Annotated in this window: 23 protein-coding genes; 19 read left to right on the top strand and 4 right to left on the bottom strand. The window is 60.0% G+C overall.

Annotation, left to right across the window (positions count from 1 at the left end):
* The first annotated feature begins 127 nt into the window (after window positions 1-127).
* The 4 genes from QKD99_RS01645 (at window position 128) to QKD99_RS01630 (ending at window position 3,960) form a co-directional block, all read left to right on the top strand.
* Window positions 128-1,630, top strand: coding sequence for a peptide MFS transporter (locus QKD99_RS01645; protein WP_284766978.1), 1,503 nt, complete (start codon window positions 128-130; stop codon window positions 1,628-1,630).
* 318 nt (window positions 1,631-1,948) lie between these two features.
* Window positions 1,949-3,247, top strand: coding sequence for an inorganic phosphate transporter (locus QKD99_RS01640; protein WP_049377284.1), 1,299 nt, complete (start codon window positions 1,949-1,951; stop codon window positions 3,245-3,247).
* Window positions 3,248-3,250: 3 nt separating this feature from the next.
* On the top strand, window positions 3,251-3,541 hold the full coding sequence (locus QKD99_RS01635; RefSeq protein ID WP_049377224.1) for a hypothetical protein: 291 nt from the start codon (window positions 3,251-3,253) through the stop codon (window positions 3,539-3,541).
* A gap of 164 nt (window positions 3,542-3,705) precedes the next feature.
* Window positions 3,706-3,960 carry a hypothetical protein gene (locus QKD99_RS01630; RefSeq protein WP_049377223.1) on the top strand — a complete coding sequence of 85 codons (255 nt, stop codon included), beginning with the start codon at window positions 3,706-3,708 and terminating at the stop codon, window positions 3,958-3,960.
* A gap of 96 nt (window positions 3,961-4,056) precedes the next feature.
* On the opposite strand, the gene fabG is transcribed toward QKD99_RS01630, so the two are convergent.
* Window positions 4,057-4,824, bottom strand: a complete 768-nt coding sequence (gene fabG / locus QKD99_RS01625; RefSeq protein WP_284766977.1) for a 3-oxoacyl-ACP reductase FabG — start codon at window positions 4,822-4,824, stop codon at window positions 4,057-4,059.
* A 227-nt stretch (window positions 4,825-5,051) separates the two neighbouring features.
* Here fabG and clpX point away from each other — a divergent pair, with 227 nt between their 5' ends.
* On the top strand, window positions 5,052-6,347 hold the full coding sequence (clpX, locus tag QKD99_RS01620; RefSeq protein ID WP_297551979.1) for an ATP-dependent Clp protease ATP-binding subunit ClpX: 1,296 nt from the start codon (window positions 5,052-5,054) through the stop codon (window positions 6,345-6,347).
* Between the two features lie 69 nt (window positions 6,348-6,416).
* Here the strand turns inward: clpX and QKD99_RS01615 are convergent, their stop codons facing one another.
* Window positions 6,417-7,181 carry a TetR/AcrR family transcriptional regulator gene (locus QKD99_RS01615; protein ID WP_347950548.1) on the bottom strand — a complete coding sequence of 255 codons (765 nt, stop codon included), beginning with the start codon at window positions 7,179-7,181 and terminating at the stop codon, window positions 6,417-6,419.
* Window positions 7,182-7,552: 371 nt separating this feature from the next.
* On the opposite strand from QKD99_RS01615, the gene QKD99_RS01610 reads away from it, so the two are divergent.
* From QKD99_RS01610 to ndk, 6 genes are all read left to right on the top strand, one after another.
* Window positions 7,553-8,503, top strand: coding sequence for a malate dehydrogenase (locus QKD99_RS01610; RefSeq protein ID WP_347950547.1), 951 nt, complete (start codon window positions 7,553-7,555; stop codon window positions 8,501-8,503).
* Between the two features lie 80 nt (window positions 8,504-8,583).
* Window positions 8,584-11,304, top strand: a complete 2,721-nt coding sequence (locus QKD99_RS01605) for a valine--tRNA ligase (RefSeq protein ID WP_347950546.1) — start codon at window positions 8,584-8,586, stop codon at window positions 11,302-11,304.
* Complete coding sequence (locus tag QKD99_RS01600; RefSeq protein WP_284815154.1) at window positions 11,304-12,839, top strand: folylpolyglutamate synthase/dihydrofolate synthase family protein; 1,536 nt, start codon at window positions 11,304-11,306, stop codon at window positions 12,837-12,839. Before QKD99_RS01605 ends, QKD99_RS01600 begins: the two co-directional genes overlap by 1 nt.
* Window positions 12,836-13,342 (top strand): DUF4233 domain-containing protein, encoded by a 507-nt coding sequence (locus tag QKD99_RS01595; protein ID WP_200435305.1) that lies wholly within the window; start codon window positions 12,836-12,838, stop codon window positions 13,340-13,342. The genes QKD99_RS01600 and QKD99_RS01595 overlap by 4 nt, the downstream gene beginning before the upstream one ends.
* Window positions 13,343-13,388: 46 nt before the next feature.
* Window positions 13,389-13,700, top strand: a complete 312-nt coding sequence (locus QKD99_RS01590) for a hypothetical protein (RefSeq protein WP_284868383.1) — start codon at window positions 13,389-13,391, stop codon at window positions 13,698-13,700.
* Between the two features lie 79 nt (window positions 13,701-13,779).
* Window positions 13,780-14,190 carry a nucleoside-diphosphate kinase gene (ndk, locus tag QKD99_RS01585; protein ID WP_347950545.1) on the top strand — a complete coding sequence of 137 codons (411 nt, stop codon included), beginning with the start codon at window positions 13,780-13,782 and terminating at the stop codon, window positions 14,188-14,190.
* A 270-nt stretch (window positions 14,191-14,460) separates the two neighbouring features.
* Here the strand turns inward: ndk and QKD99_RS01580 are convergent, their stop codons facing one another.
* Complete coding sequence (locus tag QKD99_RS01580; protein ID WP_347950544.1) at window positions 14,461-14,811, bottom strand: metalloregulator ArsR/SmtB family transcription factor; 351 nt, start codon at window positions 14,809-14,811, stop codon at window positions 14,461-14,463.
* A 108-nt stretch (window positions 14,812-14,919) separates the two neighbouring features.
* Between QKD99_RS01580 and arsB the strand changes: the two genes are divergently transcribed.
* Window positions 14,920-15,984, top strand: coding sequence for an ACR3 family arsenite efflux transporter (gene arsB, locus QKD99_RS01575; protein WP_347950543.1), 1,065 nt, complete (start codon window positions 14,920-14,922; stop codon window positions 15,982-15,984).
* Here the strand turns inward: arsB and QKD99_RS01570 are convergent.
* The gene (locus tag QKD99_RS01570) at window positions 15,981-16,748 is read right to left on the bottom strand and encodes a hypothetical protein (RefSeq protein WP_347950542.1); all 768 of its coding nucleotides are present in this window, start codon (window positions 16,746-16,748) and stop codon (window positions 15,981-15,983) included. The genes arsB and QKD99_RS01570 overlap by 4 nt on opposite strands.
* Before the next feature lie 203 nt (window positions 16,749-16,951).
* Here QKD99_RS01570 and QKD99_RS01565 point away from each other — a divergent pair, with 203 nt between their 5' ends.
* The 7 genes from QKD99_RS01565 (at window position 16,952) to QKD99_RS01535 (ending at window position 26,631) form a co-directional block, all read left to right on the top strand.
* A complete protein-coding gene (locus QKD99_RS01565) occupies window positions 16,952-20,824 on the top strand; it encodes a translation initiation factor IF-2 N-terminal domain-containing protein (protein ID WP_347950541.1) in 3,873 nt (1,290 codons plus the stop codon).
* Window positions 20,825-21,050: 226 nt separating this feature from the next.
* Complete coding sequence (gene rplU, locus QKD99_RS01560; RefSeq protein ID WP_005324077.1) at window positions 21,051-21,356, top strand: 50S ribosomal protein L21; 306 nt, start codon at window positions 21,051-21,053, stop codon at window positions 21,354-21,356.
* Window positions 21,357-21,398: 42 nt separating this feature from the next.
* On the top strand, window positions 21,399-21,677 hold the full coding sequence (rpmA, locus tag QKD99_RS01555; protein WP_005324079.1) for a 50S ribosomal protein L27: 279 nt from the start codon (window positions 21,399-21,401) through the stop codon (window positions 21,675-21,677).
* A 237-nt stretch (window positions 21,678-21,914) separates the two neighbouring features.
* Window positions 21,915-23,447 carry a GTPase ObgE gene (gene obgE / locus QKD99_RS01550; protein ID WP_347950540.1) on the top strand — a complete coding sequence of 511 codons (1,533 nt, stop codon included), beginning with the start codon at window positions 21,915-21,917 and terminating at the stop codon, window positions 23,445-23,447.
* An 83-nt stretch (window positions 23,448-23,530) separates the two neighbouring features.
* A complete protein-coding gene (gene proB, locus QKD99_RS01545; RefSeq protein WP_347950539.1) occupies window positions 23,531-24,763 on the top strand; it encodes a glutamate 5-kinase in 1,233 nt (410 codons plus the stop codon).
* 33 nt (window positions 24,764-24,796) lie between these two features.
* Window positions 24,797-25,726: a D-isomer specific 2-hydroxyacid dehydrogenase family protein gene (locus tag QKD99_RS01540; RefSeq protein WP_284815141.1), complete on the top strand. Its 930-nt coding sequence runs from the start codon at window positions 24,797-24,799 to the stop codon at window positions 25,724-25,726.
* Complete coding sequence (locus QKD99_RS01535; protein WP_347950538.1) at window positions 25,726-26,631, top strand: D-isomer specific 2-hydroxyacid dehydrogenase family protein; 906 nt, start codon at window positions 25,726-25,728, stop codon at window positions 26,629-26,631. The genes QKD99_RS01540 and QKD99_RS01535 overlap by 1 nt, the downstream gene beginning before the upstream one ends.
* Window positions 26,632-26,645: the final 14 nt, after the last annotated feature.

The following is a 26,645-nucleotide window of genomic DNA, read 5'->3' as shown; positions in this document are numbered from 1 at the left end:
GCTGCACCCGAATGGGGTAAGTCTCTCTGCGCAATATCTGCAGGTCGTTAGGTTTATTTCTATCGTGCGACACTAAACTTATAATGACTGATTTGTGATTTAGGCCTCCAAGTGGTCAGATATTTTTATGGAGAAACACACATCTGACGCGGTGGCCCAGGCTGCTACGCCCACGCCGCAGAGCGGCGAACGTACATTCTTTGGCCACCCATGGGGCTTGGCCAACCTCTTTGGCGTGGAAATGTGGGAGCGATTTAGCTTCTATGGCATGCAAGCTCTTGTCTTGCTTTACATGTATTACTCCACTACCGATGGTGGTCTCGGCCTCGACCGAGCGGACGCGACGTCTATTGTGGGAGCCTACGGTGGCTTGGTCTACATGGCCTGCTTATTGGCTTCTCTTGTTGCTGACCGTGTCTTGGGTGCAGAACGCACACTGTTTTACTCGGCCAGCATGGTGATGCTTGGCCACATTGCTTTGGCATTTGTTCCCGAAATAACTGGTTTGGCTATTGGCCTCGTCCTTATTGCCATCGGCTCCGGCGGTGTTAAGACCACCGCGCAGGTCGTGCTTGGTGCTATGTACAGTCGCGATGACCCGCGCCGCGATGGTGGCTTCTCCATCTTCTATATGGGCGTTAATATCGGCGCGCTTGTTGGTCCGCTGCTCACCACCGCGCTGTGGGGCTGGCAGGGTTTCCATTGGGGTTTCGGTATTGCAGCAATTGGCATGGCGCTCGGCCTGATCCAGTATTCGCTCATGCGCAAGACCACCATTAAGGATGCGGGGCACGAGGTTCCAAACCCGGCTAGCCGGAAGCAATTGCTCATGGGTGTGGTGGTAGTTGCAGCCATCATCGTGGTTATGGTGGTGGCATTGGCTACCGGCGCTATTCAGGTTGATTGGCTGTCCAATATTGTCACCACGGTTGCTCTGGTTGCAGCAATCTATCTGTGGGCACAGATGTATACCTCGAAGTTGGTGACCCGGGAGGAAAAGAACCGCCTGTTGGGGTTTATTCCGATGTTTATTTCCGGTGTTTTGTTCTTCGGAATCTTCCAGCAGCAGTTTACGGTGATGACGATTTATTCGGATGTGCGCCTGGACCGCCACATGTTTGGCTGGGAAATCCCGCCATCACTGGTACAGTCCATTAACCCGATCTTTATTGTTATTTTCTCCGCTGTCTTCGCAACGATGTGGACGAAGCTAGGGGATAGGCAGTGGTCCACCCCAGTAAAGTTCGGCGTAGCCAATATCGTCATCGGCATCTCCTTGTTCTTCTTCCTTCCTTTCTCGGGTGCGGAAGCGAACTCCACCCCGATGTTTGTCATCGTTTTCATCCTCTTCCTTTTCACCATGGCGGAGCTCCTTCTTTCGCCGGTGGGCAATGCGCTTGCCACCAAGGTGGCGCCGGTGGCATTCCCGTCCCGCATGATGGCGGTGTGGATGATGGCGGTGGCTATGGGTACCTCGCTGGCCGGCTCCTTGGCTAGCTTCTATAACCCGGATGATGCAGGCGCGGAGAATACCTTCTTCATCTCCCTTGGTGTTGTATCCATCGTGTTGGGTGCCATCCTGCTTGTTCTAAGCCGCTGGGTGGTAAAGAAGTTCTCTACCTTCCGCTAGATGCTGTAAAACACCCTTAAATGGGAGGTATGTCGGCGTGATGTTGGCATAACTCCCTAAGTGGTTTTTATCACTCGGGTTAAGCAGGGGAGGTGGGGGCATTTAATTGGCATTAGCTGGGGAAATTTTATCCCTTTGGAATTCTCTTGGGCTCGATTCTGAGCCCCAGCAGGTTAACAAAAGGTTAACCAAAGGAAATGTTAAAGAAAAGCAATTGTCTGCGGATAGGTGCAGGAGTAATCTGCATTTCGTCCGCGACGTGTGAAGGCGCCGCAGATGCGTACCGTGTTCATCTTTTCTTTCCAAGGGGCCAACGCTGTGACAGCGACTCTGATTATCCTCGGCATTGTGGTGGTGACCGCCCTTGCCTTTGACTTTACGAACGGATTTCATGACACTGCCAACGCGATGGCTACGTCCATTGCCACTGGTGCTTTGAAGCCTTTTACCGCGGTAGCCATCTCCGCAGCGCTTAACCTTGTGGGTGCCTTCCTTTCGGTCAATGTTGCTGCGACCGTGGCAAAGGGCATTGTTAACCTTGATTCCTACGACCTGTCTGGCGCCGCCGCTGATACCGACGGCCAGGCACTGTTGATGGTCGTCTTCACTGGCCTTATCGGCGGCATCATCTGGAACCTGTTCACCTGGTTGCTGGGTATGCCGTCCAGTTCCTCCCACGCCTTGTTCGGTGGCCTTATTGGTGCCGCCTTCGCTGCGATGGGCTCGGCTGGCGTGGAGTGGTCCTCCATTGCCGGCAAGATCATTATCCCGGCCGTTGCCTCGCCTATCATCGCGGCGCTGGTTTCGGCGTGTGCCACGTTCCTTATCTACTGGGTAACCAACACCATCCCGAATAAGGCTAAGAACGAGCACTTCCGCCACGGTCAGATCGTCACTGCGTGCCTGGTGTCCCTGGCGCACGGCGCTGGCGATGCACAGAAGACCATGGGCGTTATCTTCCTGGCGCTGGTTGCCTCTGGGCATGCGGTTGCAGACGCCCGCATTCCAACCTGGGTTATCGTTTCTTGTGCTGTGGCTATCGCGGCCGGCACTCTGTCCGGCGGCTGGCGCGTTATCCGCACCCTGGGCAAGGGTCTGGTGGAGATTGAGTCCCCACAGGGCATGGCCGCTGAAGCTACTTCTGCAGCCATCATCCTCACCTCTGCTACCGGTGGTATGGCACTGTCCACCACCCACGTGTCCACCGGTTCCATTCTGGGTACCGGCCTGGGGCGCCGCGGTGCTGAGGTTCGCTGGGGTGTTGCCATGCGCATGGTGTCCGCATGGCTCATCACCTTGCCGTGCGCTGCGTTCGTGGGCTTTGCTACCTGGTGGTTGGCACACGGCGTCTCCTCCTTCACCAACGTCGCAACCGGTGCCATCGTGGACTTCGTCTTGCTGCTGGCAATGGCCGCGCTCATTGTCATCCGTTCCCGCATGAACCCGGTGGATGCTTCCAACGTCAACAACGACTGGGAACCAAACTCCGAGTCCGTGGATTCTTCCATGGGTGCGGGCTCTGACCGCAAGGAGCCAGTTGCTGCCGGCGCCGCACCAGTGTCCGCTACCAATGCGGAGGATGCCTCCGCGCCGTCTACTGTTCAAGAGGAGCGCTAAACCATGACTGCTGCAGAAATCTTCCAGTCCCTCATTCACGTTGCAGGCTTGGCGTTGGTCTTCGGCGCTGGCATTCCGCTACTTTTCTCCTTGGGCATGCGGTGTATGACCGGTGACCCCATTCGCGACGACAACGGCGTCGTTGTTGGCGATACCCCTGCAAGCCCTCAGATGAAGGTGCTTGGCTGGACTGTCTATGCGGTGCTGGCCGTAGTTATCCTGGTGGCCATCATGTGGATTGCCCGCGATACGCTGGACCACTACTTTGGCTTCACGCCGTTTGGTGACCTCTAAGTCATTGTCCTTCCTTGGGGGTAAACCTCTAATGTGGCGTGCGACACACTTTCTTTAAGTTAACAAAAGGTTAACTTAAAGCGACCAAAGGGTTGCCTAACGAGGGTATGTCGCGTATATTCCTCTGTATCAAACAGAGAGAAAGCCACATGGAGGTGTGAGAAATGAACATGATGCGTTCTTTGATGGACGGCATCGCTGATGCGTTCAAGAGCTCCACCACTGGTACCGGCCTGGACACCATTTCGGAAGCTCCAGTTCGTGCTTTGGTGGCAGAAACCCTGCTTGACGCTGATAAGACTCCTGCTACGACCAAAGACGTTGCAGAGGCACTAGAAACCGTTACCGGTCATGCACCGGATGAACTTGAGATGCTCGATGCAGAACTTTTCCTGCTCGACTTCGACTGGCTGCAGTAAGCAGCAAATGAATGAAATCCCCACGAGGCCCCTTGCCGCACACTGTGTAGCAAGGGGTCTCGTGCTTTGTGTACATGGGGGCGTCGGCAAGCGCGGCTAATCGCGCGGCGGCAGTATGGCCTCGGGGGTCTCGGGCAGGATCTGGCCGCCATCGATGACCAGGGTTTGGCCGGTGATGTAGCCTGCCTCTTCCGAGGCCAGGAAGGCTGCCGCAGTGCCAATATCGCGCGGGGTGCCCAGGCGGTGCAGCGGTACTGACCGCGTCATTTGATCGAGGTACTCCTGGCCTTGGGCCGCGAGGCCCTCGGTGAGGATATTGCCTGGGAGGACGCCGTTAATGGTGATGCCATCGCGGGCCACTTCCAGCGCGGCTGAACGCATAAACCCCTGCTGGGCGGCCTTGGAGGCGCCGTAGTGGGCCCAACCCGGAAAGCCCGTGTGTGAGCCGGTGATAGATGTGGTGATGACGATGCGCCCATAGCGGCGTTGCTTGAGGTAGGGGAGTGCCTCTTGGACCACCTTGAAGGTGCCGTGGGTGTTGATGGCAAACATCGCCTCCCACTTTTCATCGGTCATCTCTGCCAGCGGACAGTTGGGAAAGACCCCGGCATTGGAGCACACAATGTCGAAGCCGCCGTGCTCGGCAGTGACCTGGCGATACAGGTCCTTAACCGAAGCGCGGTCGGTGACGTCCACGCGAATGGCGCTGGCACCCAACTCCTTAGCGGTAGCGGTGGCGTGGTCGAGGTCTATATCGGCGATGACAACGGTGGCGCCGGCCTCACGCAGCGAGGCGACGATGCCGCGGCCAATGCCGGAGGCGCCGCCGGTGACGATGGCTACCCGGCCTGTGAGATCGAACATGATCCTCCTGTTCCTAAAAGGGGTGGGATGAGGGTGATTTCACCTTCTAGTTTAGGCCGCAGGAGCAGGAAAGGCCTGGGAAATTCGCCACGCGGGAGGGAATGAATGAAGGGCCTGTCGGGTTGATTTACTAAGGTAGAAACAGATGAAGATTAAGCCGCTCGGAAGGGTAGAATCGTCCTTCCAACTGTGGATAGCGGTACGAAAAGCGAGTGTGAAAGAACTTAATGGCACGTATGCAAGAAAGCGCTGACCTGCTCAAGTGTTCCTTTTGTGGCAAGAGTCAGAAGCAGGTGAAAAAGCTCATCGCCGGCGGCGGTGTCTACATCTGCGATGAGTGCATCGAGCTATGCAATGAGATCATCGAAGAGGAACTGGGCCAAGAGCAGGCGCAGGAATCCTCCGATGCGGAGGTGCGCCTGCCTCGACCCTCGCAGATTTCCGCCTTCCTTGATAAGTACGTCATCGGCCAAGACAAGGCCAAGCGCGTCTTGTCTGTGGCAGTGTATAACCACTACAAGCGCATCAAGGCCGAAGAGTCGGCCGCATTGGAGGCCCGCCGCAAGAAGGCCGAGGGCGATGAGGTGGAGATTTCTAAGTCCAATATCTTGATGTTGGGCCCCACCGGTTCCGGTAAGACCTACCTAGCGCAGACCTTGGCCCGGCTTCTCGATGTCCCCTTTGCCATCGCCGATGCCACCAGCCTCACCGAGGCCGGCTACGTGGGTGAAGACGTGGAAAATATCCTTCTGAAGCTGCTGCAAGCCGCGGATTTTGACGTGGAGCGTGCCCAGCGCGGCATCATCTACGTCGATGAGGTGGACAAGATTTCCCGCAAGTCCGAGAACCCGTCCATTACCCGCGATGTCTCCGGTGAGGGCGTGCAGCAGGCGCTGCTGAAGATCCTAGAAGGTACTGTGGCGGCCATCCCGCCGCAAGGCGGCCGCAAGCACCCGAATCAGGAGTTTATCCAGCTGGATACCTCCAATATCTTGTTCATTGTGGCCGGCGCCTTCGCAGGCCTGGATCAGGTCATTGCGGATCGCGTGGGCAAGAAAGGCGTGGGCTTTGGCGCCAACTTGGATACCAAGGACGAGCGCGAAAAGGTTGACCTTTTCTCCCAGGTGCGCCCCGAGGATCTAGTGAAGTTCGGTCTTATCCCAGAGTTCATCGGCCGCCTGCCGGTCGTGGCCACGGTGGATAACCTGGACCGTGAATCTTTGGTCAAGGTGCTCACCGAGCCCAAGAACTCCCTGGTTAAGCAGTACAGCCGCCTCTTTGAGATGGATGACTGCGAATTGGACATCGAGCCGGCGGCATTAGACGCCATCGCGGAGCTCGCCTTGGAGCGCAAGACGGGTGCGCGTGGCCTGCGCGCCATCATGGAAGAGCTTTTGGTCCCGGTCATGTACGACCTGCCGGACCGCGAGGATATTGCCACGGTGCACATCACGCCGGAGTGCGTGACCGAGGGAGCGGATCCGCAGTTTAGTTATACGGATGAGGCAAAAGAATCTGCCTAGGCCTTAGCTGCCACAGCGCCTACTGGCGGGCTGTGGCAGGGTAGGGCGTGGACCGGAAGGCCCGCGCTATTACTCCTCGTTGTAGATATCCTGCGGGGAGGCCTCGTCGCCTTCCTTGGTATCGAACGAGGACGAGGTGAGGTAAGACTCGTGGCCTGAGTCCGGAATATTGGCGGTCAAAAACGCCAGCACTGCATCGACGGTGAGCCTATGCATGCCGTCGATATTTTCTTGGGTATTGAAGTTTACGCCCAGCATGTTTTCCACCATCACCTGGTTGGTCACGCGGTAGACCGTCAACGAGGAAATCAGGGTGAAGATGTCATTGGCGGAAATGCCGGGGCGGAAGGCGCCGGCGTCTTGGCCCAAGAGCAGCAAGCGGTCAAGGTGGAGGGCCACCCCGGCGACGTCGGCAATAGCCTGCTGTGCCGGGTCCACAATCTGCTGGTTAGTTTCCCATACCAGCATGCGGATGGCCTCCGGGTTGGCTACGCGCTCGCGGAAGAGCCAATCCACCAACTTGCGCACGCCTTCGACCGGAACTGCGGTATCGATTTCCAGGGCATCCTCAGGCGGATTGAGACGCTGCGCGGCGGTGCTCAGCGCACGCAGGTACAAGCCCTTCTTATCGCCAAAGTGGTAGTGAATCATGCGCTTGGACATGCCGGATTCTTGGGCGATGGTCTCTAGCTTGGTTTCTGTAAAGCCAAAGCGAGAAAACTGCTTGATCGCAATGTCCACCACGGAGTCAATGCTGACGGATTCCGCGTGGGCAGCGTGAGGAGAATCCGCCTGGTCTGCAGCCTGCAGTGGGTCAGTATTCTCAGTGCTCATTGCGTAAGTCCTTAATCCTTTGCGGCGCGGCGGTGGCGCGGTGAACTGATGTCTAATAGTGCGGGAGTAGGCAATCCCTATGCATTCTGGGTGTGCAGCGCGGGGGAGTATCCCGCATTTCCTTTTCCCATCATGCCCGATTAATCACCCCGTGCGGGAGTTTCTGGCCCATTGGGGGAGCTAATTTGGAGTTAAATGGGGGTAATTTAACGCAAGTACCCTAGATATTCCCTCCAAAAGAGGGGGCCAGATTCACAGCGCGGATGCTGGAGGTGGGGCTAAGCTCGGTGGTGGATTACATTCCGTGGCGGTGCGAGCAATCTGGCTCGCGTGTGCCGCCCATGTCGCAGCCATTGAGGAGGCTTTACATCATGACTCAGCCCGTCAAGATCACTGTCACCGGCGCCGCCGGCAACATCGCGTATTCGCTGCTGTGGCGCATCGCTGCCGGCGATGTGTACGGAAAAGACACCCCGGTAGACCTAGCATTGCTGGAAATTCCCGCTGCGGTGGAAAAGGCCCAAGGCGTAGCCATGGAGCTCAATGACTCCGCCCTGCCGTTGGTTAACTCGATTACGGTTACTGATGATCTCAAAGAAGCCTTCGAGAACACCTCCGCCGCCTTTCTTGTAGGTGCTCGCCCGCGCAGCAAGGGAATGGAGCGCGCCGACCTGCTGGAGGCTAATGGCGCCATCTTCACCAAGCAGGGCAAGGCCATCAATGACTACGCCGCGCGCGATGTCCGCGTGCTAGTCGTGGGCAACCCGGCTAATACCAATGCCCTCATCGCGGCGAATAATGCCCCGGATTTGGATGATTCCCAGTTCACTGCCCTCATGCGCCTGGACCACAACCGCACCCTGAGCCAGCTAGCACTGAAGACCGGAAAGTCCACCACCGATTTCAACAAGGTGGCGGTATGGGGCAACCATTCTGCTAGCCAATTCCCGGATATTACCTACTCCAACGCTGAGGTGGACCAGGACTGGTACCGCGAAGAAATGATCCCCAAGGTGGCCAAGCGCGGTGCGGAGATTATTGAGGTTCGCGGCAGCTCCTCGGCTGCTTCGGCGGCGTCGGCAGCCGTGGACCACATGCATGACTGGATTCATGGCACCGAGGAGTGGCGCACCGCGGCGGTGCCATCGGACGGATCCTACGGCGTCGACAAGGGCCTTATTTGCGGATTCCCCACAGTCAGCCGCAATGGCCAGTGGGAGATCGTGCAGGGGCTGGAGCTTAGCGAGTTCCAAAAGGAGCGCATTGAGGCCTCTGTGGCCGAGCTGCGCGAGGAGCGCAAGGCCGTGGCGGACCTGCTCTAGAACGTGCTCGGTGCGCACCTCGTACTCGGTGCGCACCCTGCCTGGCTGAGCCGGTTGACGTGCAAGGTAGAATCGGCCAGGTGACTGAGCAAAATAATGAGCAATTAGTTGGTACCAACCGCGCCGATGCGCTGCCTAAGTCGTGGGAGCCGCAGGCCGTAGAGAAGGACCTCTATGAGGGCTGGGTAGAAAAGGGCTACTTCACTCCGGATGCGAATTCGGAGGCCGAGCCCTATTCCATCGTGCTGCCGCCGCCGAATGTGACCGGTCAGCTGCATATGGGCCACGCATTGGACCACACGCTGATTGATTCCATTATTCGCCGCAAGCGCATGCAGGGCTACGCCACCCTGTGGCTGCCCGGTGCCGATCACGCCGGCATTGCCACCCAGACCAAGGTCGAGGCCAAGCTCAAGGAGACCGAGGGCAAGAAGCGCTGGGATTATGAGCGCGAAGAATTCATTGGCAAGGTCTGGGAATGGAAGGAGCAGTACGGCGGCACCATCCAGAACCAGATGCGGGCCATCGGCGACTCCGTGGACTGGTCCCGCGAGCGCTTCACCTTGGATGATGGCCTCTCCCGCGCCGTCCAGACCATCTTTAAGAACCTCTACGATGAGGGCATGATCTACCAGGCCAACCGCCTGGTGAACTGGTCGCCGGTGCTAGAGACCGCCGTCTCCGATATCGAGGTCGTGTACAAGGACGTCGAGGGCGAGCTGGTGTCCATCCGCTATGGCTCGCTCAATGACGATGAACCGCACCTCATCGTGGCCACCACCCGTGTAGAAACCATGCTGGGCGACGTCGCTATTGCCGTACACCCAGACGACGAGCGCTACGCCGACTTGGTGGGCAAGGAGCTGCCGCACCCGTTCCGCGATGACCTGACGCTCAAGATCATCGCCGATGACTACGTGGACATGGAATTCGGTACCGGCGCGGTGAAGATCACCCCGGCCCACGATCCGAATGACTACGCGATGGGCACCCGCCACAACTTGGATATGCCCACCGTTATCGATACCACCGGCCACATTGCCAATACCGGCACCCGCTTCGACGGCCTGTCCCGCGAGGAAGCACGCGTGGAGATCCGGGAGGCGCTGCGCGAGCAGGGCCGCATTGTTAAGGAAATCCGCCCGTACGTCCACTCTGTGGGCCACTCGGAGCGCTCCGGCGAGCCCATCGAGCCGCGCCTGTCCCTGCAGTGGTTTGTGGACGTAGCCAAGATGGCTAAGGCCTCTGGCGACGCCGTGCGTGAGGGCGATACCACCCTGCACCCGCAGTCGCTCGAGCCGCGCTACTTCGAGTGGGTCGATGACATGCACGATTGGTGCATCTCCCGCCAGCTGTGGTGGGGCCACCGCATTCCTATCTGGTATGGGCCAGAAGGCGAGGACGGCCAGCGAGACATCGTCTGTGTCGGTCCTGATGAGGAGCCGCCGGCAGGATACGAGCAGGACCCGGACGTGCTGGATACCTGGTTCTCCTCCGCGCTGTGGCCATTTTCCACCCTGGGCTGGCCAGAAAAGACCCCGGATCTGGAGAAGTTCTATCCCACCAACGTGCTGGTCACCGCCTATGACATCTTGTTCTTCTGGGTGGCCCGCATGATGATGTTCGGCACCTTTGCCGGCACCCACACCCCGGAGCTTTTGGGCGAGGGCACCGATGGCCGCCCGCAGGTTCCGTTCAAGGACCTGTACCTGCACGGCCTGGTCCGCGATGAGCAGGGCCGCAAGATGTCCAAGTCCTTGGGCAACGGCATTGACCCGATGGATTGGGTACGCGATTACGGTGCGGACGCCCTGCGCTTTACCCTTGCCCGCGGCGCCAACCCTGGCGTGGACCTGCCGCTGGGCTCCGATGCCGCCGCGGCCGCCCGCAACTTTGCCACCAAGCTTTTTAACGCCACCAAGTTCGCGCTCATGAACGGCGCTGGAGTGGCCACGCTGCCGAACCGCGCGGAGCTTAGCGACGCCGACCGGTGGATCCTTGACCGTGCCGAAGAAGTCCGCGCCAAGGTGGATGCCTACCTGGATGATTACCAGTTTGCTAAGGCCAACGAGCTGCTCTACCACTTCACCTGGGACGAGCTGTGTGACTGGTACCTGGAGATTGCCAAGACCCAGATCCCGCGCGATGGCGTAAGCGAGCAGGGCCGCAATACCCAGATCGTGTTGGGCCGCGTGCTCGATGTCGTCCTGCGCCTGCTGCACCCGACCATGCCTTTCGTCACCGAGGTGCTCTGGAAGGCGCTGACCGGCGGCGAGTCCATCGTCGTTGCACCGTGGCCTACCGTTGCCGATACCAATGGTGGCGCCACCAAGGATGAGGTGGCCGCCCGCCGCATCGAGGACGCCGATAAACTCATCACCGAGCTGCGCCGCTTCCGCTCCGACCAGGGCGTAAAGCCTTCCCAGAAGGTGCCGGGACGCCTCGACTTCGCCGCGGCGGATCTCGCCGGCCAAGAGGAACTGGTGCGCAACCTGGCCAATACCACCGCCCCGGGCGAGGATTTCGATCCTTCCGCCTCCATCGAGGTGCGCCTTTCCCAGGCCACCGTGGAGGTCACCCTGGATACCCACGGCGCGGTGGACGTAGAAGCCGAACGCAAACGTCTGGAGAAGGACCTGGCCAAGGCCAATAAGGAACTGGAGCAGACCGGCAAGAAGCTGGGCAACGAGAACTTCTTGTCCAAGGCACCGGAAGAAGTGGTCAATAAGATTAAGGAGCGCCAGCAGGTCGCCCGCGAAGAGGTCGAGCGCATCACCAGCCGTTTGGAGGGGCTGAAGTAGTGGCGGACAAGGACAAGGAGACAGAGGACTTCGAAATCGTCGATGCCCTAAAAGAAGGAACCGACGGTGGCCCGGTGGAAATCACCGAGTCCGGCCTGACGCTCAACTTGGGCATGGGCAGCGAGGACGAGTACAACGAGGCTGCACCACAAGAGGTGTCGGCCGAAGAGCTGCGCGCCCTCGCGGAGGTAGAAGAAGAGCTCAACGAACGCTGGCCGGAGACCAAGATCGAGCCTTCGCTTGATCGCATCGAGATGCTCATGGATCTGCTCGGCCATCCTGAGCGTTCCTTCGACGTCATCCACATTGCCGGCACCAACGGCAAGTCCTCTACCGCGCGCATGGTGGATTCGCTCCTGCGCGCCTTCCACCGCCGCGTCGGCCTTGTCACCAGCCCGCACCTGCAGCGCGTTACGGAGCGCATCGGCATCGATGGCCAGCCCATCCACCCGCGCGATTATGTGCGCATCTGGCACGAGATCAAGCCCTTTGTGGAGATGGTCGATGCCCAGTCGGACGTCCCCATGTCCAAGTTCGAGGTCCTCGTCGGCTTGTCCTATGCCGCGTTTGCCGACGCCCCCGTGGACGTCGCTGTTGTTGAAGTCGGCCTCGGCGGCCGGTGGGATGCCACCAACGTGGTCAACGCGGACGTCTCCGTCATTACCCCGGTGGGCTTGGACCACACGGATTACCTGGGCGACACTCTCGCAGAGATTGCCGGTGAAAAGGCCGGCATTATCAAGCCGCGCGAGGATGCCGATGATCCGCTGACTCCAAACGAAAACATTGTGGTCATCGCGGAACAGGATCCGGAAGCAATGCGGGTTATCCTGCAGCAGGCCGTGGACGTCGAGGCGGGCGTCGCCCGCTCCGGCTCCGAATTTGCCGCCCTCGAGTCCCGCATCGCCGTCGGCGGTCAACAGGTCAACATCCAGGGCCTTGGCGGCCTGTACGAGGACATTTTCCTGCCCCTGCATGGCGAGCACCAGGCCAAAAATTCCGCTGTGGCTCTTGCTGCGGTGGAGGCTTTCTTCGGCGCCTCGGCCGGCCACCCGCTGGATGTTGCGACCGTGCGCAATGGTTTTGCCCAAGCTATTTCACCCGGCCGCCTGGAACGCGTGCGCACGTCGCCGACGACGTTTATTGACGCCGCCCATAATCCACATGGCGCCAAGGCCCTAGGTGCTGCATTGGACCGCGATTTCGACTTCGCTCGCCTCATCGGTGTGCTGTCCATTTTCGCGGATAAGGACTCCATCGGCATCCTCACCGCACTTGAGCCTTACCTCACCGAGGTAGTCATCACCCAAAACTCCTCGCCGCGCGCCCTCGATGCCTACGACTTGGCAGAGACCGCCCGCGATATCTTTGGCGAAGAGCGCGTGCACGTAGCCGATAGCCTGCCGGGCGCCTATGCCCAGGCCGTGGAGCTTGCCGAGGACGCCGAGGTCCAATCCGGCTCCGGCATCATCATCACCGGCTCGGTCGTCACCGCTGGCGATGCCCGCGCGATGTTTGGAAAGGAACCTGCATGAGCCGCGACAATCACCACCCGCGCGGAGAGCACCAACCCCGCCCGCCCCGCCGCACCCGCGGCCGCGAAGAACAGATCCCGGAAAGCGAGATCGGCCCCCTCGGCATGGGCCAAGCCCCAGTCAAGGATCCGCTCAAAAGCTTTAACGGGATGGTCATTGCCAGCTCCCTGACCATGGAGGCGCTTGCCCTATCCTTCGCACTGCCGATGCTGTACAAGCTCTATGACGGCACCTTGTGGACCCCTTTCAACTACGGTTTCGTCATTGCCGCAGTGGTATTCCACCTCGTGATGATCGCGTTCATGAATAAGAAATGGGCGCTGTCCGTCATTGTGTGGGCACAGCTGTTGTGCGTCATTGTGGGCTTTATGGTCCACTGGGCGGTGGCCGCCATCTTCATCATCTTTGGCATGGAGTGGCTGCTGGCCGTCTACCTGCGCAGCAACCTCATCGCCCGCATGAAGCGCGGTTACCTCACCACGCAGCACCTCAACGAGAAATAAACTCGATACCTTCGGCTGGTGGGGCAGACGCGATAGACTAGCGCCCATGCGCACTCTCTGTCTCGTCCTTGCCGCACTCGCCTGCATCGCCGCGGTGGTAGCCCGCGCCGCTACGGGAACGCCATGGCTACCGCTAGTTGCCCTCATCATTGGCGGCGTTTTTCTGGTTTTGGCCCTGCGGAGCAACTTCGAGCCGGCCAAAGAAGCATCCTTCGAGGATTTGGATAAGGAACAGCGCGCGGAGCTGCAACGCCTGCTGGCTAATGGACAGTTTGGCGCCGCAGTAGGCCAGGTGCGCCTGTGGTTTCGGGGCACCTCGCAGGAGCGCGCCGAAGAGATAGTTAAACAACTCGCGTAGCCCTAGAACCCCACACTTTTACCCCAAAGGAATACCCCAGCGCGCGACGCATGCGTGCGGTTTCGGTACAGTGTGGGGCATGACTGAACGTACACTGATTCTCATCAAGCCGGACGGCGTAAAGAACGGCCACGTAGGCGAAATCATCTCCCGCATCGAGCGTAAGGGCCTGAAGCTGGCTGAGCTCGACCTGCGCGTTGCTGACCGTGAGACCGCGGAAAAGCACTACGAGGAGCACAAGGATAAGCCATTCTTCGATGACCTCGTCGAGTTCATCACCTCCGCACCGCTTATCGCTGGTGTTGTTGAGGGCGAGCGCGCCATCGAGGCATGGCGTCAGCTGGCTGGCGGCACCGACCCAGTCTCCAAGGCCACCCCGGGTACCATCCGCGGCGATTTCGCTCTGACCGTTGGCGAGAACATCGTCCACGGCTCTGACTCCCCAGAGTCCGCAGAGCGCGAAATCGCTATCTGGTTCCCGAACCTCTAAACTTCTGCGCACTTAGCGCATCATTCAGCCCGAGCCTGTAGGCTCGGGCTTTATTTATTGCTTGACCCATAAGGCCAAGCGTAGAGCCGCATACCGAGTATCCGGCCCTACCCTGAAGAAGTATTGAAACGGCAAAGCCGCAAATACGTATAGAGGCAGAACTTGAGCAGGCGTTTTGTTCTGGGGGTTGAAGGTGCTTAACGCGGCAGATCATTGCTGAGGATAATGCACGCGAGGTCATTCATCTTTCAGACTAGGACTGGAGTTCTCCTAATCGAAGGAGAGTAACTGGCGCAGTGTGTGGAAGGCTTCCTTTTGCACTCGATGGGTAACGGTACGGCCCGATTGTTGCTTGATTAAAAGACCGGATTCCCTCAATTTGCCGAGGTGATGAGATACCGTCGGTTGGCTCAGGCCGGAAAGCGCGGTCAGCTCCGTAACGCTCATCGGGCCGCAGCCCTCGTCGCACAATATGGATAGCAGGCGCAGGCGGGCTGGGTCAGCAAGTACTTTAAATTGCTGGGAAAAGCGGAGGGAGTCGCCCTGGCTGAGCGGGCCACTGCTCAGGGAACAGCACTGTGCATCCGGGGTGCTATCGGCATTGCTAGGGGAGGAGTCCATGCACACAGTATAAGGAGTCTGCCTCCCACTCCGTTATATTGACGAGTATCAATATGGGCGATTAAAGTACTGCTCGAATGTTGAGTTCCTCGTCGCACAAGGAGAGCCATGGCCGTTACGCAACGCCCAAAGTTGTCATTTCTCGATAGATTCCTTCCCGTTTGGATCATCATGGCCATGGCTGTGGGGCTATTGATAGGCCACTTCCTGCCAGGCATTGGAGAAGCACTGTCTGCTCTAGAGGTTGGCGGTATTTCTCTTCCAATCGCGCTGGGCCTGCTAGTTATGATGTATCCGCCCCTGGCTAAAGTTCGCTACGAAAAGACTCGAGACATTGCTGCCGATGGTCGCCTGATGGTGATATCTATCGTGCTGAACTGGGTGGTGGGGCCCGCGTTGATGTTTACCTTGGCGTGGATCTTTCTGGCAGACCAGCCGGAGTTGCGAACCGGCTTAATCATCGTCGGATTGGCGCGCTGCATCGCCATGGTTTTGGTATGGTCCGACCTTTCCTGCGCGGATCGAGAGGCCACAGCGGTACTTGTGGCTATCAATTCGATTTTCCAAGTAGCCATGTTTGGCGTCATGGGTTGGTTCTACTTGCAAGTTCTACCTGGATGGCTAGGCCTAGACACCACCTCTGTTGAATTTTCTTTCTGGTCCATCGTCACTGCGGTTCTTGTGTTCCTAGGAATACCCCTGCTGCTTGGCGTGCTCTCACGGGGGTGGGGAGAAAAGGTCAAAGGACGCGAATGGTTCGAAGACCGTTTTCTCCCGGCAGTCTCGCCTTTGGCGATGATTGGTTTGCTCTACACCATCGTGCTGCTGTTTTCACTGCAAGGCGAGCAGCTGGTAGCCCAGCCGACAGCCGTGGTGAGAGTTGCGATTCCGCTGGTTATTTACTTCGTTGGAATGTTTTTCCTAGCTTTGGGGGTGGCAAAGGTCGTGGGAATGAACTACGCGCAATCCGCTTCCGTTGCGTTTACCGCAGCTGGTAATAATTTCGAACTAGCCATCGCGGTTTCCATCGGTACATTTGGTGCTGCGTCAGCACAGGCCCTTGCCGGTACCATTGGGCCACTGATTGAAATCCCAGTGCTCGTGGGCCTTGTTTATATAATGCTCTGGATAGGCCCGAAGCTCTTCCCAGGAGACAAAAGCTTGCCAAGTTAGCGCCGGCCCACTTGATACAAACAGCGCACCCCAGTCGGCGTGATGGTGATGGTCCACTTTGCGGGCGCGGTGCGCAGGCCCATTCGGCTTAGCTTCACCAGGTCCGCCTTTGCCAAAGCATCGAGGTGCTCGCATAGAGGGTCGAGGTCTACCCGCATGAACTTCGAGAGGGCAGTGGAATTAATCGTGTTTCCCTGCACCGCGCCGGCGGCGACGAGGGCGATGAGGATGTCCGAGTGGGCGTCGGCAAGCTGCAAGCGAGCCTCCGTGACCCCGTCGAGCGGGTCCTTTTCCAGGATCTTGTTAATGCGGCGCCGGCCGATGCGGAAGGACTGGGAAAACATGCCCCATATACCCAGCGGCAAACCAAAGGCCCACCACGCGCCGGATAGGACACCGGCAACGGGCGGGGCCAGTTCTACCTCGGGTAGCAAGCCGGCTGCGCTCAGTGGAGCCATGACAAGTGGTGCCGCGATGGGGATAAATGGCGCGATATAAGCAATCGTGGGATAGTCACCATCGCGGATTTCCTCTTGTGCAGCGTTGATGCCGCGCGGGTAATTGCGGATGAGGTGCACCAACCCCAGCACCGCAAAAACGGCAAAAACACCGGCTCCCATCAACATATAATCCACGCCCGTGTTGGCGAAGCCAATGGCAAAGCCGGCCGGCACGCCAAAATAGAGCGCCGAGCGCACCGGGACTTCATTGCGCTGCCGATGCTGCGCCAGTTCGCGAGCGGGGATTCGTGCTAGTTCTGCCACCCCGCCAACATAACACCGCCTGCCAGCTTGCCCGCGGTTCTGTGACACAATGGGGGATAGCGCGTACGAGACGCGGCATAACTTCATATCCCACAAACTTTTTTAGCGCGCACTATGCCTCGTGCGGCGGCGGTACGGTCTCCGGCCGTGCCTGCGCCCGAGGCGGCGCCTCATACAGACGATGTACAGGAGTAAGCCCGAACATGGTGGCACAGAACTCTCAAGAAACAACTGAAAGCCTCAAGGCAGCGGCGTCTTTGGCCCAGAACCTGGATCGCAGCCAGCTCAAGGACAAAACCCGCGTGTATTCCCTGGCCAAGCAGCTGGGGCTTTCCTCGCGCGAGCTGGTGGCACAGCTTAAAGATATGGGCCTGAAAAAGAGCGCGCAGAGCTCCCTTTCCCGCGAGGAAGCAGGCCAGGTGCTGGACGCTGTAGCGAACGCCGCCGCGGTTGCCGACGCCCCCGCGAGCGACACCACCGCAGCACCGGCTGAAGATCCCGAGGACAAGGCCGCTGCGCAACCGGAAGAAACCCCGGACGAGGAACAGGAAAAGAAGCCAGCTAAGAAGCGTGCCAAGCGCGCCCGCAAGGCCACCCGTAAGTCCGCCGCTGTAGCGCCTGAAGAGCCGGCAGATGCCGCCGAGTCAGGGGAAGGGGAGCAGTCCGCGGAAGACGAAGAGCACCTGCGCCACCGCGTGCGCAAGAACGTGGACAATGAGATCTCCCAGATCGAAGACAAGGTAGAGGCATCGCTGGCCCAGGCCGCAGCCGAAACTGGCGCAGCCGCCGAGGACGCCGAGCACGCTGAAGCGGTACAACCCGAAGCAGCAGTACCTGCGGATGAGGCGGACGAAGCACCGGCTAGCGCGCTCGATACCGGAACGGTTGATTCGGCGAAGTTGCACGAGGCGCTGGCCGAGGCCGGCGAGGACTTCGAGGATGACTACTACGCCCCGCACATCGTCCCGCGCGCTGAATCCGAGGAAGACTCCGGGCACTATGACTTTGCGCCGATCTTTATGGCCCCGCAGCAGGACGAGGCAGCGGCATTCGCACCGGCAGTAGATGCAGCAGAGGAGGACTTCACCACCGACGATGCCGCACGCGATGACAATGAGGACGCGGCGGATTCCGCCGACGAAAGCCGTGAGCGCTCCGGCTCCGGCTCCGACCGTGGTTCCGGAAAGTCTGAGGGCCGCCGCCGTGGGCGCCGCGGCGCATCCCGTGGACGCGGCGCGGGTTCGAAGCGTGAAGAGCAGGCACACGAGCCCGAGCACATTGAAGAGCCGAAGGCGATCCGCGGCTCCACGCGCATCGAGGCGCAGAAGCGCCGTCGTGCCGAGCTGCGCGAAAAAGGCCGCACCCGCCAGCACATCGTCTCCCAGGCGGAGTTCCTTGCCCGCCGCGAAGCCGTGGAGCGCACCATGGTGGTGCGCGATAAGGAGCGCGAGGACGGCGCCGGCATTATCACCCAGGTGGGTGTGCTGGAAGATGACCTGTTGGTCGAGCACTTCGTGACCACCGAGTCCCAGGCCTCGCTCATTGGCAATATCTACTTGGGCCGCGTTCAAAACGTGCTGCCGTCCATGGAGGCGGCCTTCGTGGATATTGGACAGGGCCGAAATGGCGTGCTTTACGCCGGTGAAATCGACTGGCGCAAGACCAAGCTGCACGGGCGCGCCCGCAAGGTAGAAAACGCCCTGAAGTCTGGTGACCAGGTGCTGGTGCAGGTGGCTAAGGATCCCATCGGTCACAAGGGCGCGCGTTTGACCACCCAGATTTCCCTTGCCGGCCGTTACCTGGTCTACGTACCAGGCGGGCGCAGCGCCGGCATTTCCCGCAAGCTGCCCGCTCCGGAGCGCAAGCGTTTAAAGGATATCCTCGGCCGCGTGGTTCCAGGCGATGGCGGCGCCATCATCCGCACCGCCGCCGAAAACGTCCCAGAAGAGGCAATCGCTACCGACGTCAACCGCCTGCACAGCCGGTGGGAGGACATCGTGGCACACGCTAAGAAGGAGAAATCCTCCAAGGGTGCCAAGCCGGTGACCATGTATGAAGAACCAAACATGCTCATCAAGGTGGTGCGCGATCTCTTCAACGAGGACTTCACCGAGCTCATCGTCGATGGCAAGCGTTCTTTCAATACCGTCCGCGCCTATGTAGATTCCATGGCGCCGGACCTTGCGGACCGCGTGGTGCGCTACCGCGCCAAGGACCACGGCGGGCAGGATGCCTTCGAGGCCTACCGCATTGATGAGCAGCTGCATAAGGCGCTCTCGCGCAAGGTATGGCTGCCCTCGGGCGGCACGCTGGTTATTGACCGCACCGAGGCCATGACCGTCATCGACGTCAATACCGGCAAGTTCACCGGTTCCGGCGGCAACCTGGAAGAAACCGTTACCCGCAATAACCTCGAGGCGGCCGAAGAAATCGTGCGCCAGATGCGCCTGCGCGATCTCGGCGGCATGATCGTCGTGGACTTTATCGATATGGTCCTGCCAGAAAACCAGGATCTGGTGCTGCGCCGTCTGAAGGAAGCCTTGGGCCGCGATCGCACCCGCCACCAAGTCTCCGAGGTTACATCGCTGGGTCTGGTGCAGATGACCCGCAAGCGCCTGGGCACCGGCCTGGTGGAGACCTTCTCCACCGAGTGCGAGTGCTGCAACGGCCGTGGCATCATTATTCACCAGTATCCGGTGGACGAGGCCGAAGACGATCAGCGCTCCAAGCATTCTGGCCGAAAGTCCAAGGGGCACAAGAAGCACCACCATGATCCGCAGCAGCACCCGGCTGCGGTGGCGATGCATAAGCACGAGCTTGACGACGCCCCCGAAAGCTCCTCCAAACCCAAGCGCTTCAAGAAAACCCAGGCGCCGGTCTACGGTACCGAGAGCGAAGAGGCCGCCCGAGAATCTGCCAAGACTTCGTTGGAAGACCTCGTAGCAAACGTCGTTGTGGACGAGCGCGGTCCGGCTGAGTCGCAGGCCGAATCGGAAGAGCATAGCGGAGACCACGACCGCAGCAAGGAGCGCGGACGTGGACGCGGTCGCCGCCGCGCGCGCAAGCGCACTCAGACTGAGGTATCCGATATCGAGGCTATCGCGTACGCCGCGGCGGATAATGCTGCCGAGAGCGATGAGGTGCAGGAATTTAATTCCTACGTCCCCGATGCCGATACGGACGCGGACTCGGGTGCCGTTGCGCAGGCACACCCTGGTGCAGCGGCCGGCTCCAAGCGTGGCAAGAAGCCGCGGCGGGCGACCCGCCGGTCTAAGGCCACGCACACGGCTGCAGGCGGCGAGCAGAAGGCAGCGGAAAAGGAAGTTGCTCCGGAGAAAGTAACTGAAAAGACCTATGCCGAGGCAGTAGCCGAGTTTGAGGCTTCCCCGCGCCGTAAGCGCCGCACCCGCGGCAATTCCCGCTCCGATAGGCGCCCGCAGCCGCAGGATTTCGCGGTCTCTGGTGAGCAGGACTCTGCCGACGCCGACGGTAATGCCAGCGGGGCTAAAGACCAGCACGGACAGAAGACCTCGCGCGAAGAGCGCAAGGGACGCGGGCGTGGCCGCCGTCGTTCGGTGCGCACCCAGCAGGCCAAGCGTCGGACTACCTCGCGCGTGCCGCACGAGGTCAAGGAAAAGGCGCAGGAGCACGAACACAAGCAGGCGGGCGGGTCCGCCGAGCAGCGTCATGAAAAGGCCGCTGGCGCCGCACGCGCGGAGCGCGCCGGTGGCAAGGGCCGTGGGCGTCGCCGTGCCGTGCGTCAGGCCGCTCCTAAAAAGGCGGTAGCAGAGAATCCGAAGGTAGCGAAGACCGCCCCGGGCCGTTCGACGCAGCAGGATGGCTCGACGGAGCGTTCCGGTGCTGGCCAGCAGGCGACAACGGGCGATACCAAGGTGCTGCGCCGCGGAAAGAAGAGGGCGGTACGCAAGAAGGGGACGTCGGCAAGCGCCAAGGCCCCAAAGACGCAGGATAACGCAGCGCAGAAGCAGGCTTCCGCGAGCGGTGCGCACCAGGAAAAGTCGCACGCAAAGTCTGGGCGTGGCCGACGCCGCGTAGCACGGCGAAGCACGTCTTAGGGCTACGCCACGCGGGCACAAAAAGCGTGGTTTGTATTTTGTGCCCGCTACGGGGTAGTCTTTGACAGTCGCTGTTTAGTACTCACGGCGCTGGATCAGTCCGACACTCACTTAGTGAGCTGTGCGGGCATGTTCGCGCGGGAACTAAACGCAATGTGTAAGTGTCCATTCGGAACGCGGCCTCCCCGGTTGCTTCCGAGCGAGTTTAGATAAGGGGTAACCCTCTATGTACGCGATCGTCAAGACCGGCGGCAAGCAGTACAAGGTTGCTGAAGGTGACCTCGTCAAGGTCGAGAAGATCGAGGGTGAGCCAGGCTCTGCCGTAGCTCTCACCCCGGTTCTGCTCGTCGATGGCGCCGATGTTAAGTCCAAGGCTTCCGACTTGGAGAAGGTTTCTGTCTCCGCAGAAATCGTTGAGCAGGGTAAGGGCCCGAAGGTCGATATCCTGAAGTACAAGAACAAGACTGGTTACAAGAAGCGTCAGGGCCACCGTCAGCCTGTGACCACCTTGAAGATCACCGGTATCAAGTAAGCCTTAACCGGCTGTAATTATCCCTAAAGGAGGGAAAACCACATGGCACACAAGAAGGGTGCTTCCAGCTCCAGCAACGGTCGCGATTCCGAGTCCAAGCGTCTCGGCGTCAAGCGCTTCGGTGGTCAGCAGGTTAATGCCGGCGAGATCATCGTGCGTCAGCGCGGCACCAAGTTCCACCCAGGTGAGAACGTAGGCCGCGGCGGCGACGATACCCTGTTCGCGCTTGCAGCTGGCTCCGTTGAGTTCGGTATCAAGCGTGGCCGTCGCATGGTCAACATTGTTCCGGCTGAAGAGGTTGCTGCAGAGGCGACTGCCTAACTAAGGCCGATGAGGTTAATCCTCGAGTCTACCCCGGTGAGGGAGGCTCGAGGATTTTCTGGTTTTGTGGATACCGAAACGAGGCTCCACCCGGGTAATAGATACACCACGCTAGCGGACACAGCCGATGGGATGGCCGACTAGGTAGGCGGATTCAATCCGGTTGCGGTTGGAGTCCAGCCCAAGACACGCATTACACTGGCGGGGACAAAGATTTAACTTACGGAGGGTTTGACCATGGCACGTTTTATTGACCGCGTTGTCCTGCACCTGCAAGCAGGCGACGGTGGACACGGCTGTGTGTCTGTCCACCGCGAGAAGTTTAAGCCTTTGGGCGGCCCGGATGGCGGCAATGGTGGACACGGTGGCGATATTGTCCTCGAGGTCTCTGAGCAGATCCATACCCTGATGGATTTTCACTACCGTCCGCACATTAAGGCCCAGCGCGGCGGCAACGGTGCCGGTGATATGCGCAACGGCGCCCGCGGAGAGGATTTGATTCTCGAGGTGCCCGCCGGCACGGTGGTGCGCAATGAAAAGGGCGATACCCTGGCTGACCTGACGGTGCCTGGCACCCGCTTTATTGCTGCGGAAGGCGGCTTCGGTGGCCTAGGCAACGCGGCGCTTGCCTCCAAGAACCGTAAGGCGCCCGGCTTTGCTTTGCAGGGCGAGCCGGGCCAAGCGCACGATTTAATCCTCGAGCTGAAGTCCATGGCGGACGTCGGGCTCGTGGGTTTCCCTTCGGCGGGTAAGTCTTCGTTGATTTCGGTTCTTTCTGCCGCGAAGCCAAAGATCGGTGATTATCCCTTTACCACGCTGCAGCCGAACCTTGGCGTGGTGGATATGGGAGATAGCTCCTTTACTATCGCGGACGTGCCCGGGCTTATCCCGGGCGCGGCCGATGGCAAGGGGCTCGGCCTAGACTTTTTGCGCCATATTGAACGCACGGCGGTGCTTGCCCATGTGGTGGATACCGCCACCATTGAGCCCGGCCGTGATCCGGTCTCTGATATTGAGGCGATGGAAAATGAGTTGGCAAAGTACCAGGAGGCTTTGCAGGAAGATACTGGTTTGGGGGATCTGCGTGAGCGCCCCCGCGTCATCATCTTGAATAAGGCAGATGTGCCTGAGGCCGAAGAGCTGGCGGAATTTGTCAAGGATGATCTGGAAGAGAAGTTTGGCTGGCCTGTCTTTATTATTTCGGCAGTCGCTCGTAAGGGTCTGGACCCGCTGAAGTTCCGGCTCATGGATATGGTGACCGAGCACCGCAAGACCCAGCCGTTGCCGAAAAAGGATAAGAACCACACCGTTATCCACCCCAAGGCGCAGGGCCATAAGAAACATACCGGCGCGTTTGCTGATTTCACCGTGAAGCCCGATCCTGAGGTCGAGGGTGGCTTCATTGTTGAGGGCAAGAAGATTGATCGCTGGATTACCCAGACTGACTTTGAAAATGATGAGGCAGTGGGCTTCTTGGCGGACCGCTTGGCCAAGGCCGGCGTGGAGGATGAGCTGCGCGAGCAGGGCGCAGTGGAGGGCTGCCCGGTAACCATCGGTGGCATCACCTTCGAGTGGGAGCCGATGACCGGCGGTGATCCGACAATGGCAAGCCGTGGCGAGGACGCCCGCCTGAAGGGCACCGGCCGCGTTTCCGCCGCCGAACGCAAGCGCGCCTCGCAGGCGCGCCGTGGTCTTGTCGATGAGTATGATTACGGCACCGATGAAGAGGTAACTCGCGAGGGCGCTAATCGGGATAGGTGGCAGGGCTAAAGCCGCCCCGCCGCCGCGGGCCTTGTGCGCTGCGCCCCCAAAGTCGGGGTGCTGGGCTCGGAACCTTTGTAGACTATGAAATTATGTCTTCTGATCAACAGAATGAGCCCATCCTTCCGCTTCCGGTAGAGCCGTTTGCCGGTCCTACCGCTGATACCCCTTTCCCGGAACCGCTCGATGAAAATCCGGTGTCGTCCGGTTTTGAATCGGATCTCCGCCGCGACATCGCGCAGGCAAAGCGCGTAGTGGTCAAGATTGGTTCCTCTTCCCTCACGGATGAAAATTTCCGCGTTTCCCAAGAAAAAATCGATCACATCGTTGATGCCGTCCATGCGCGCATGGGCCGCTCCGATGTCATCATCGTCTCCTCCGGTGCGGTTGCCGCCGGTATGGGCCCGCTCGGCCTGCACCAGCGCCCCACCGATTTGGCTACCAAGCAGGCCTCTGCGTCCGTAGGCCAGGTGCACTTGGCCTCTGTGTGGGGCCAGTCCTTTGCGCGCTATAAGCGCACCATCGGCCAGGTTCTCCTCACCGCGTCCGATACCGGCCACCGCGACCGTGCCCGCAATGCGCAGCGCACCATCGATCGCCTGCGCCAGCTGCGCACCATCCCTATCGTGAACGAGAACGATGCGGTGGCGACCTCCGAGATGCACTTTGGCGATAACGACCGCCTTTCGGCGCTGGTGGCCAACCTGGTGGGCGCGGACGCGCTCTTCCTCTTCTCTGACGTGGATGGCCTCTACGATAAGAATCCGGCCGAGCCGGATGCCAAGTTCATCGATGAGGTGCGCACCGGCAAGGATCTGAAGGGCGTTGTTGCTGGCGATGGCGGCAAGGTCGGCACCGGCGGCATGGCCACCAAGGTCTCCGCGGCCCGCCTGGCTACCCGCGGTGGCATTCCAGTGCTGCTGACCTCTACGGACAATATTGGCCCCGCGCTGGCCGACGCCTCCGTGGGCACCGTCTTCCACACCCGCGAGGAACGCCAGCTTTCTGCCTGGAAGTTCTGGGCGCTCTACTGCGCCGATACCGGCGGAGCCGTCCGTCTCGATGAAGGCGCCAAGGAGGCCGTAACGAAGGGTGGCACCTCGTTGCTCGCCGTCGGCATTACCGATGTGCAAGGCGAGTTCAACAAGGGAGAAATCATCGACATCCTGGGCCCGAATGGTGAGGTCATCGGCCGTGGCGAGGTGCGCTTCGATTCCGAAGAGCTACACGCCATCAAGGGCAAGAAGATGGAAGAACTTCCTGAGGAGCAGCGCCGTTCCGTCGTCCACGCGGATTACCTGTCCAACTTCGCCTCCCGCATCTAAACCTGGGGCGGAGATTCCCCGTATGGTTGGGGCATGAAATATTTCATGGGACCGGAAACCTGGCAGCCGATGGTAGAAGACATCGAGGCTGCCGGGCACCAACGCGTAAGCAGCATCGAGGACGCCGAGGTCTATATCAATAATGCGCCCAACCCGCGCCGCATCCCGGAGATGCCGGCGAATATCGGCTGGGTGCAGCATTGTTATACCGGCGTCAATCAGCTCATCGATGCAGGCGTCATTACCCCAGACGGCGTGCCATGGTGCAACTCCGCCGGCGCCTTTGCCCAGCCCGTGGCCGAGTCCGCACTCGGGTTAGCCCTTTCCCAGGCGCACCACCACAAGGCTTTCGCCCAAACTGCTACCTGGTCGGTGGCCAAGGAGCTGGATGAATCCCAGGCCTGGCTCTATAACCAGCAAGGACCGAAGAGGGTAGCGATCTTTGGCGCTGGGGGCATCGGCAAGCAGCTCATTAAGCTCCTGCAGCCCTTTGGCGTGCACATTACTGCGGTCAATCGCTCCGGCCGCGCGGTGGAAGGCGCCGATGAGGTCGTGCCCATGGATAAAGCCCAGCACGTGTGGAGCGAGGCGGATTTTATTTTCTGTATCCTCCCGGCGACCAAAGACACGGAGGGGCTTATCGATGCCGCCACTTTCCGCGCCATGAAGCCCTCCGCCATCTTCATCAACGTCGGCCGCGGCAGCACCGTAGTAACCGATGACCTCGTGGAAGCCTTGCGCAGCGGCGACATCGCCGGCGCCGGCTTGGAGGTTATGGATCCCGAGCCGCTGCCCGATGGCCATCCGCTTTATGACCTGCCCAATTGCACCATGACGCCCCACATGGCCGCCTCTGCGCACGTAGCTCAATATCACCTAGGCGCCATCTTCAACGCCAATGCTGCGGCGTGGGAGAGGGGAGAGGCCATGCCCACCCGCGTCGATGTGGAGGCCGGATACTAATGAAGTACGCGATGCTGCCCACCCCGTGGGAGGAAACCCTGCAGGCCCTCGATGCCGCCGGGCACGAACGCGCCCCACTGGAGGAGGCCGAAGCCCTCATCTTCAACGGTGGCCCGGATGATTTCCCGCAGCCGCTGCCGCCAAGCGTGGGCCTAGTCCAAGTTCCGTTTGCTGGTGTGGACCACCTGCTCGACGTCATGCGAAATACCTCCGCCCGCTGGTCGAACGCGGCAGGGCTATATGATGCCACCGTGGCCGAGTCCACCATTGCGCTCCTGCTCGCCCAATTGCATGCGCACAAGCGCGTGGGAACGAGCTGGGATAACCGCGATGAGGTCGAGGCCCACACCAGCTTCCTTTTTGAGGATAAGACGGTGGCGGTGGTGGGTGCCGGGGGCATCGGAAAGCGGCTCATCCGCATGCTAGAAGGCTTCGGCCCACGCATCATTGCGGTCAATCGCTCCGGTAACCCGGTTGAAGGCGCCGATGAAACCTATTCCACCTCCGATATCGAGCGCGTGTGGCCAGCCGCCGACTATTTTGTGGCGCTCGCTCCGCTCACGGAACAGACCCGTCAGCTTTTTAACGCCGCCGCTTTCCGCTCCATGCCCAATCACGCCGTGGTCATTAACGTTGGGCGCGGCCCGCTAGTGGATACCGATGCGCTGGTCGACGCCCTGCGCGCCGGCCAGATCGCCGGAGCCGGCCTGGACGTCACCGACCCCGAGCCGCTGCCCGATGGGCACCCGCTGTGGGACATGCCCAACGTGGTCATTACCCCGCACCTTGCCAATCCGCCGTATTCGGTGCGCCGCCGCATCGGCGCGCATGCAGCAAAGGTCATGGAGCGCTTTGCCACCGGTGAGACAATCCCTACGGAAGTAGATACTGAAGCCGGCTACTGATGGATAGCCCAGGT

The organism is Corynebacterium sp. c3Ub_189, assembly GCF_039907195.1.
Classification (GTDB): Bacteria; Actinomycetota; Actinomycetes; order Mycobacteriales; family Mycobacteriaceae; genus Corynebacterium.
This window is presented reverse-complemented; position numbering and strand designations above follow the sequence as displayed.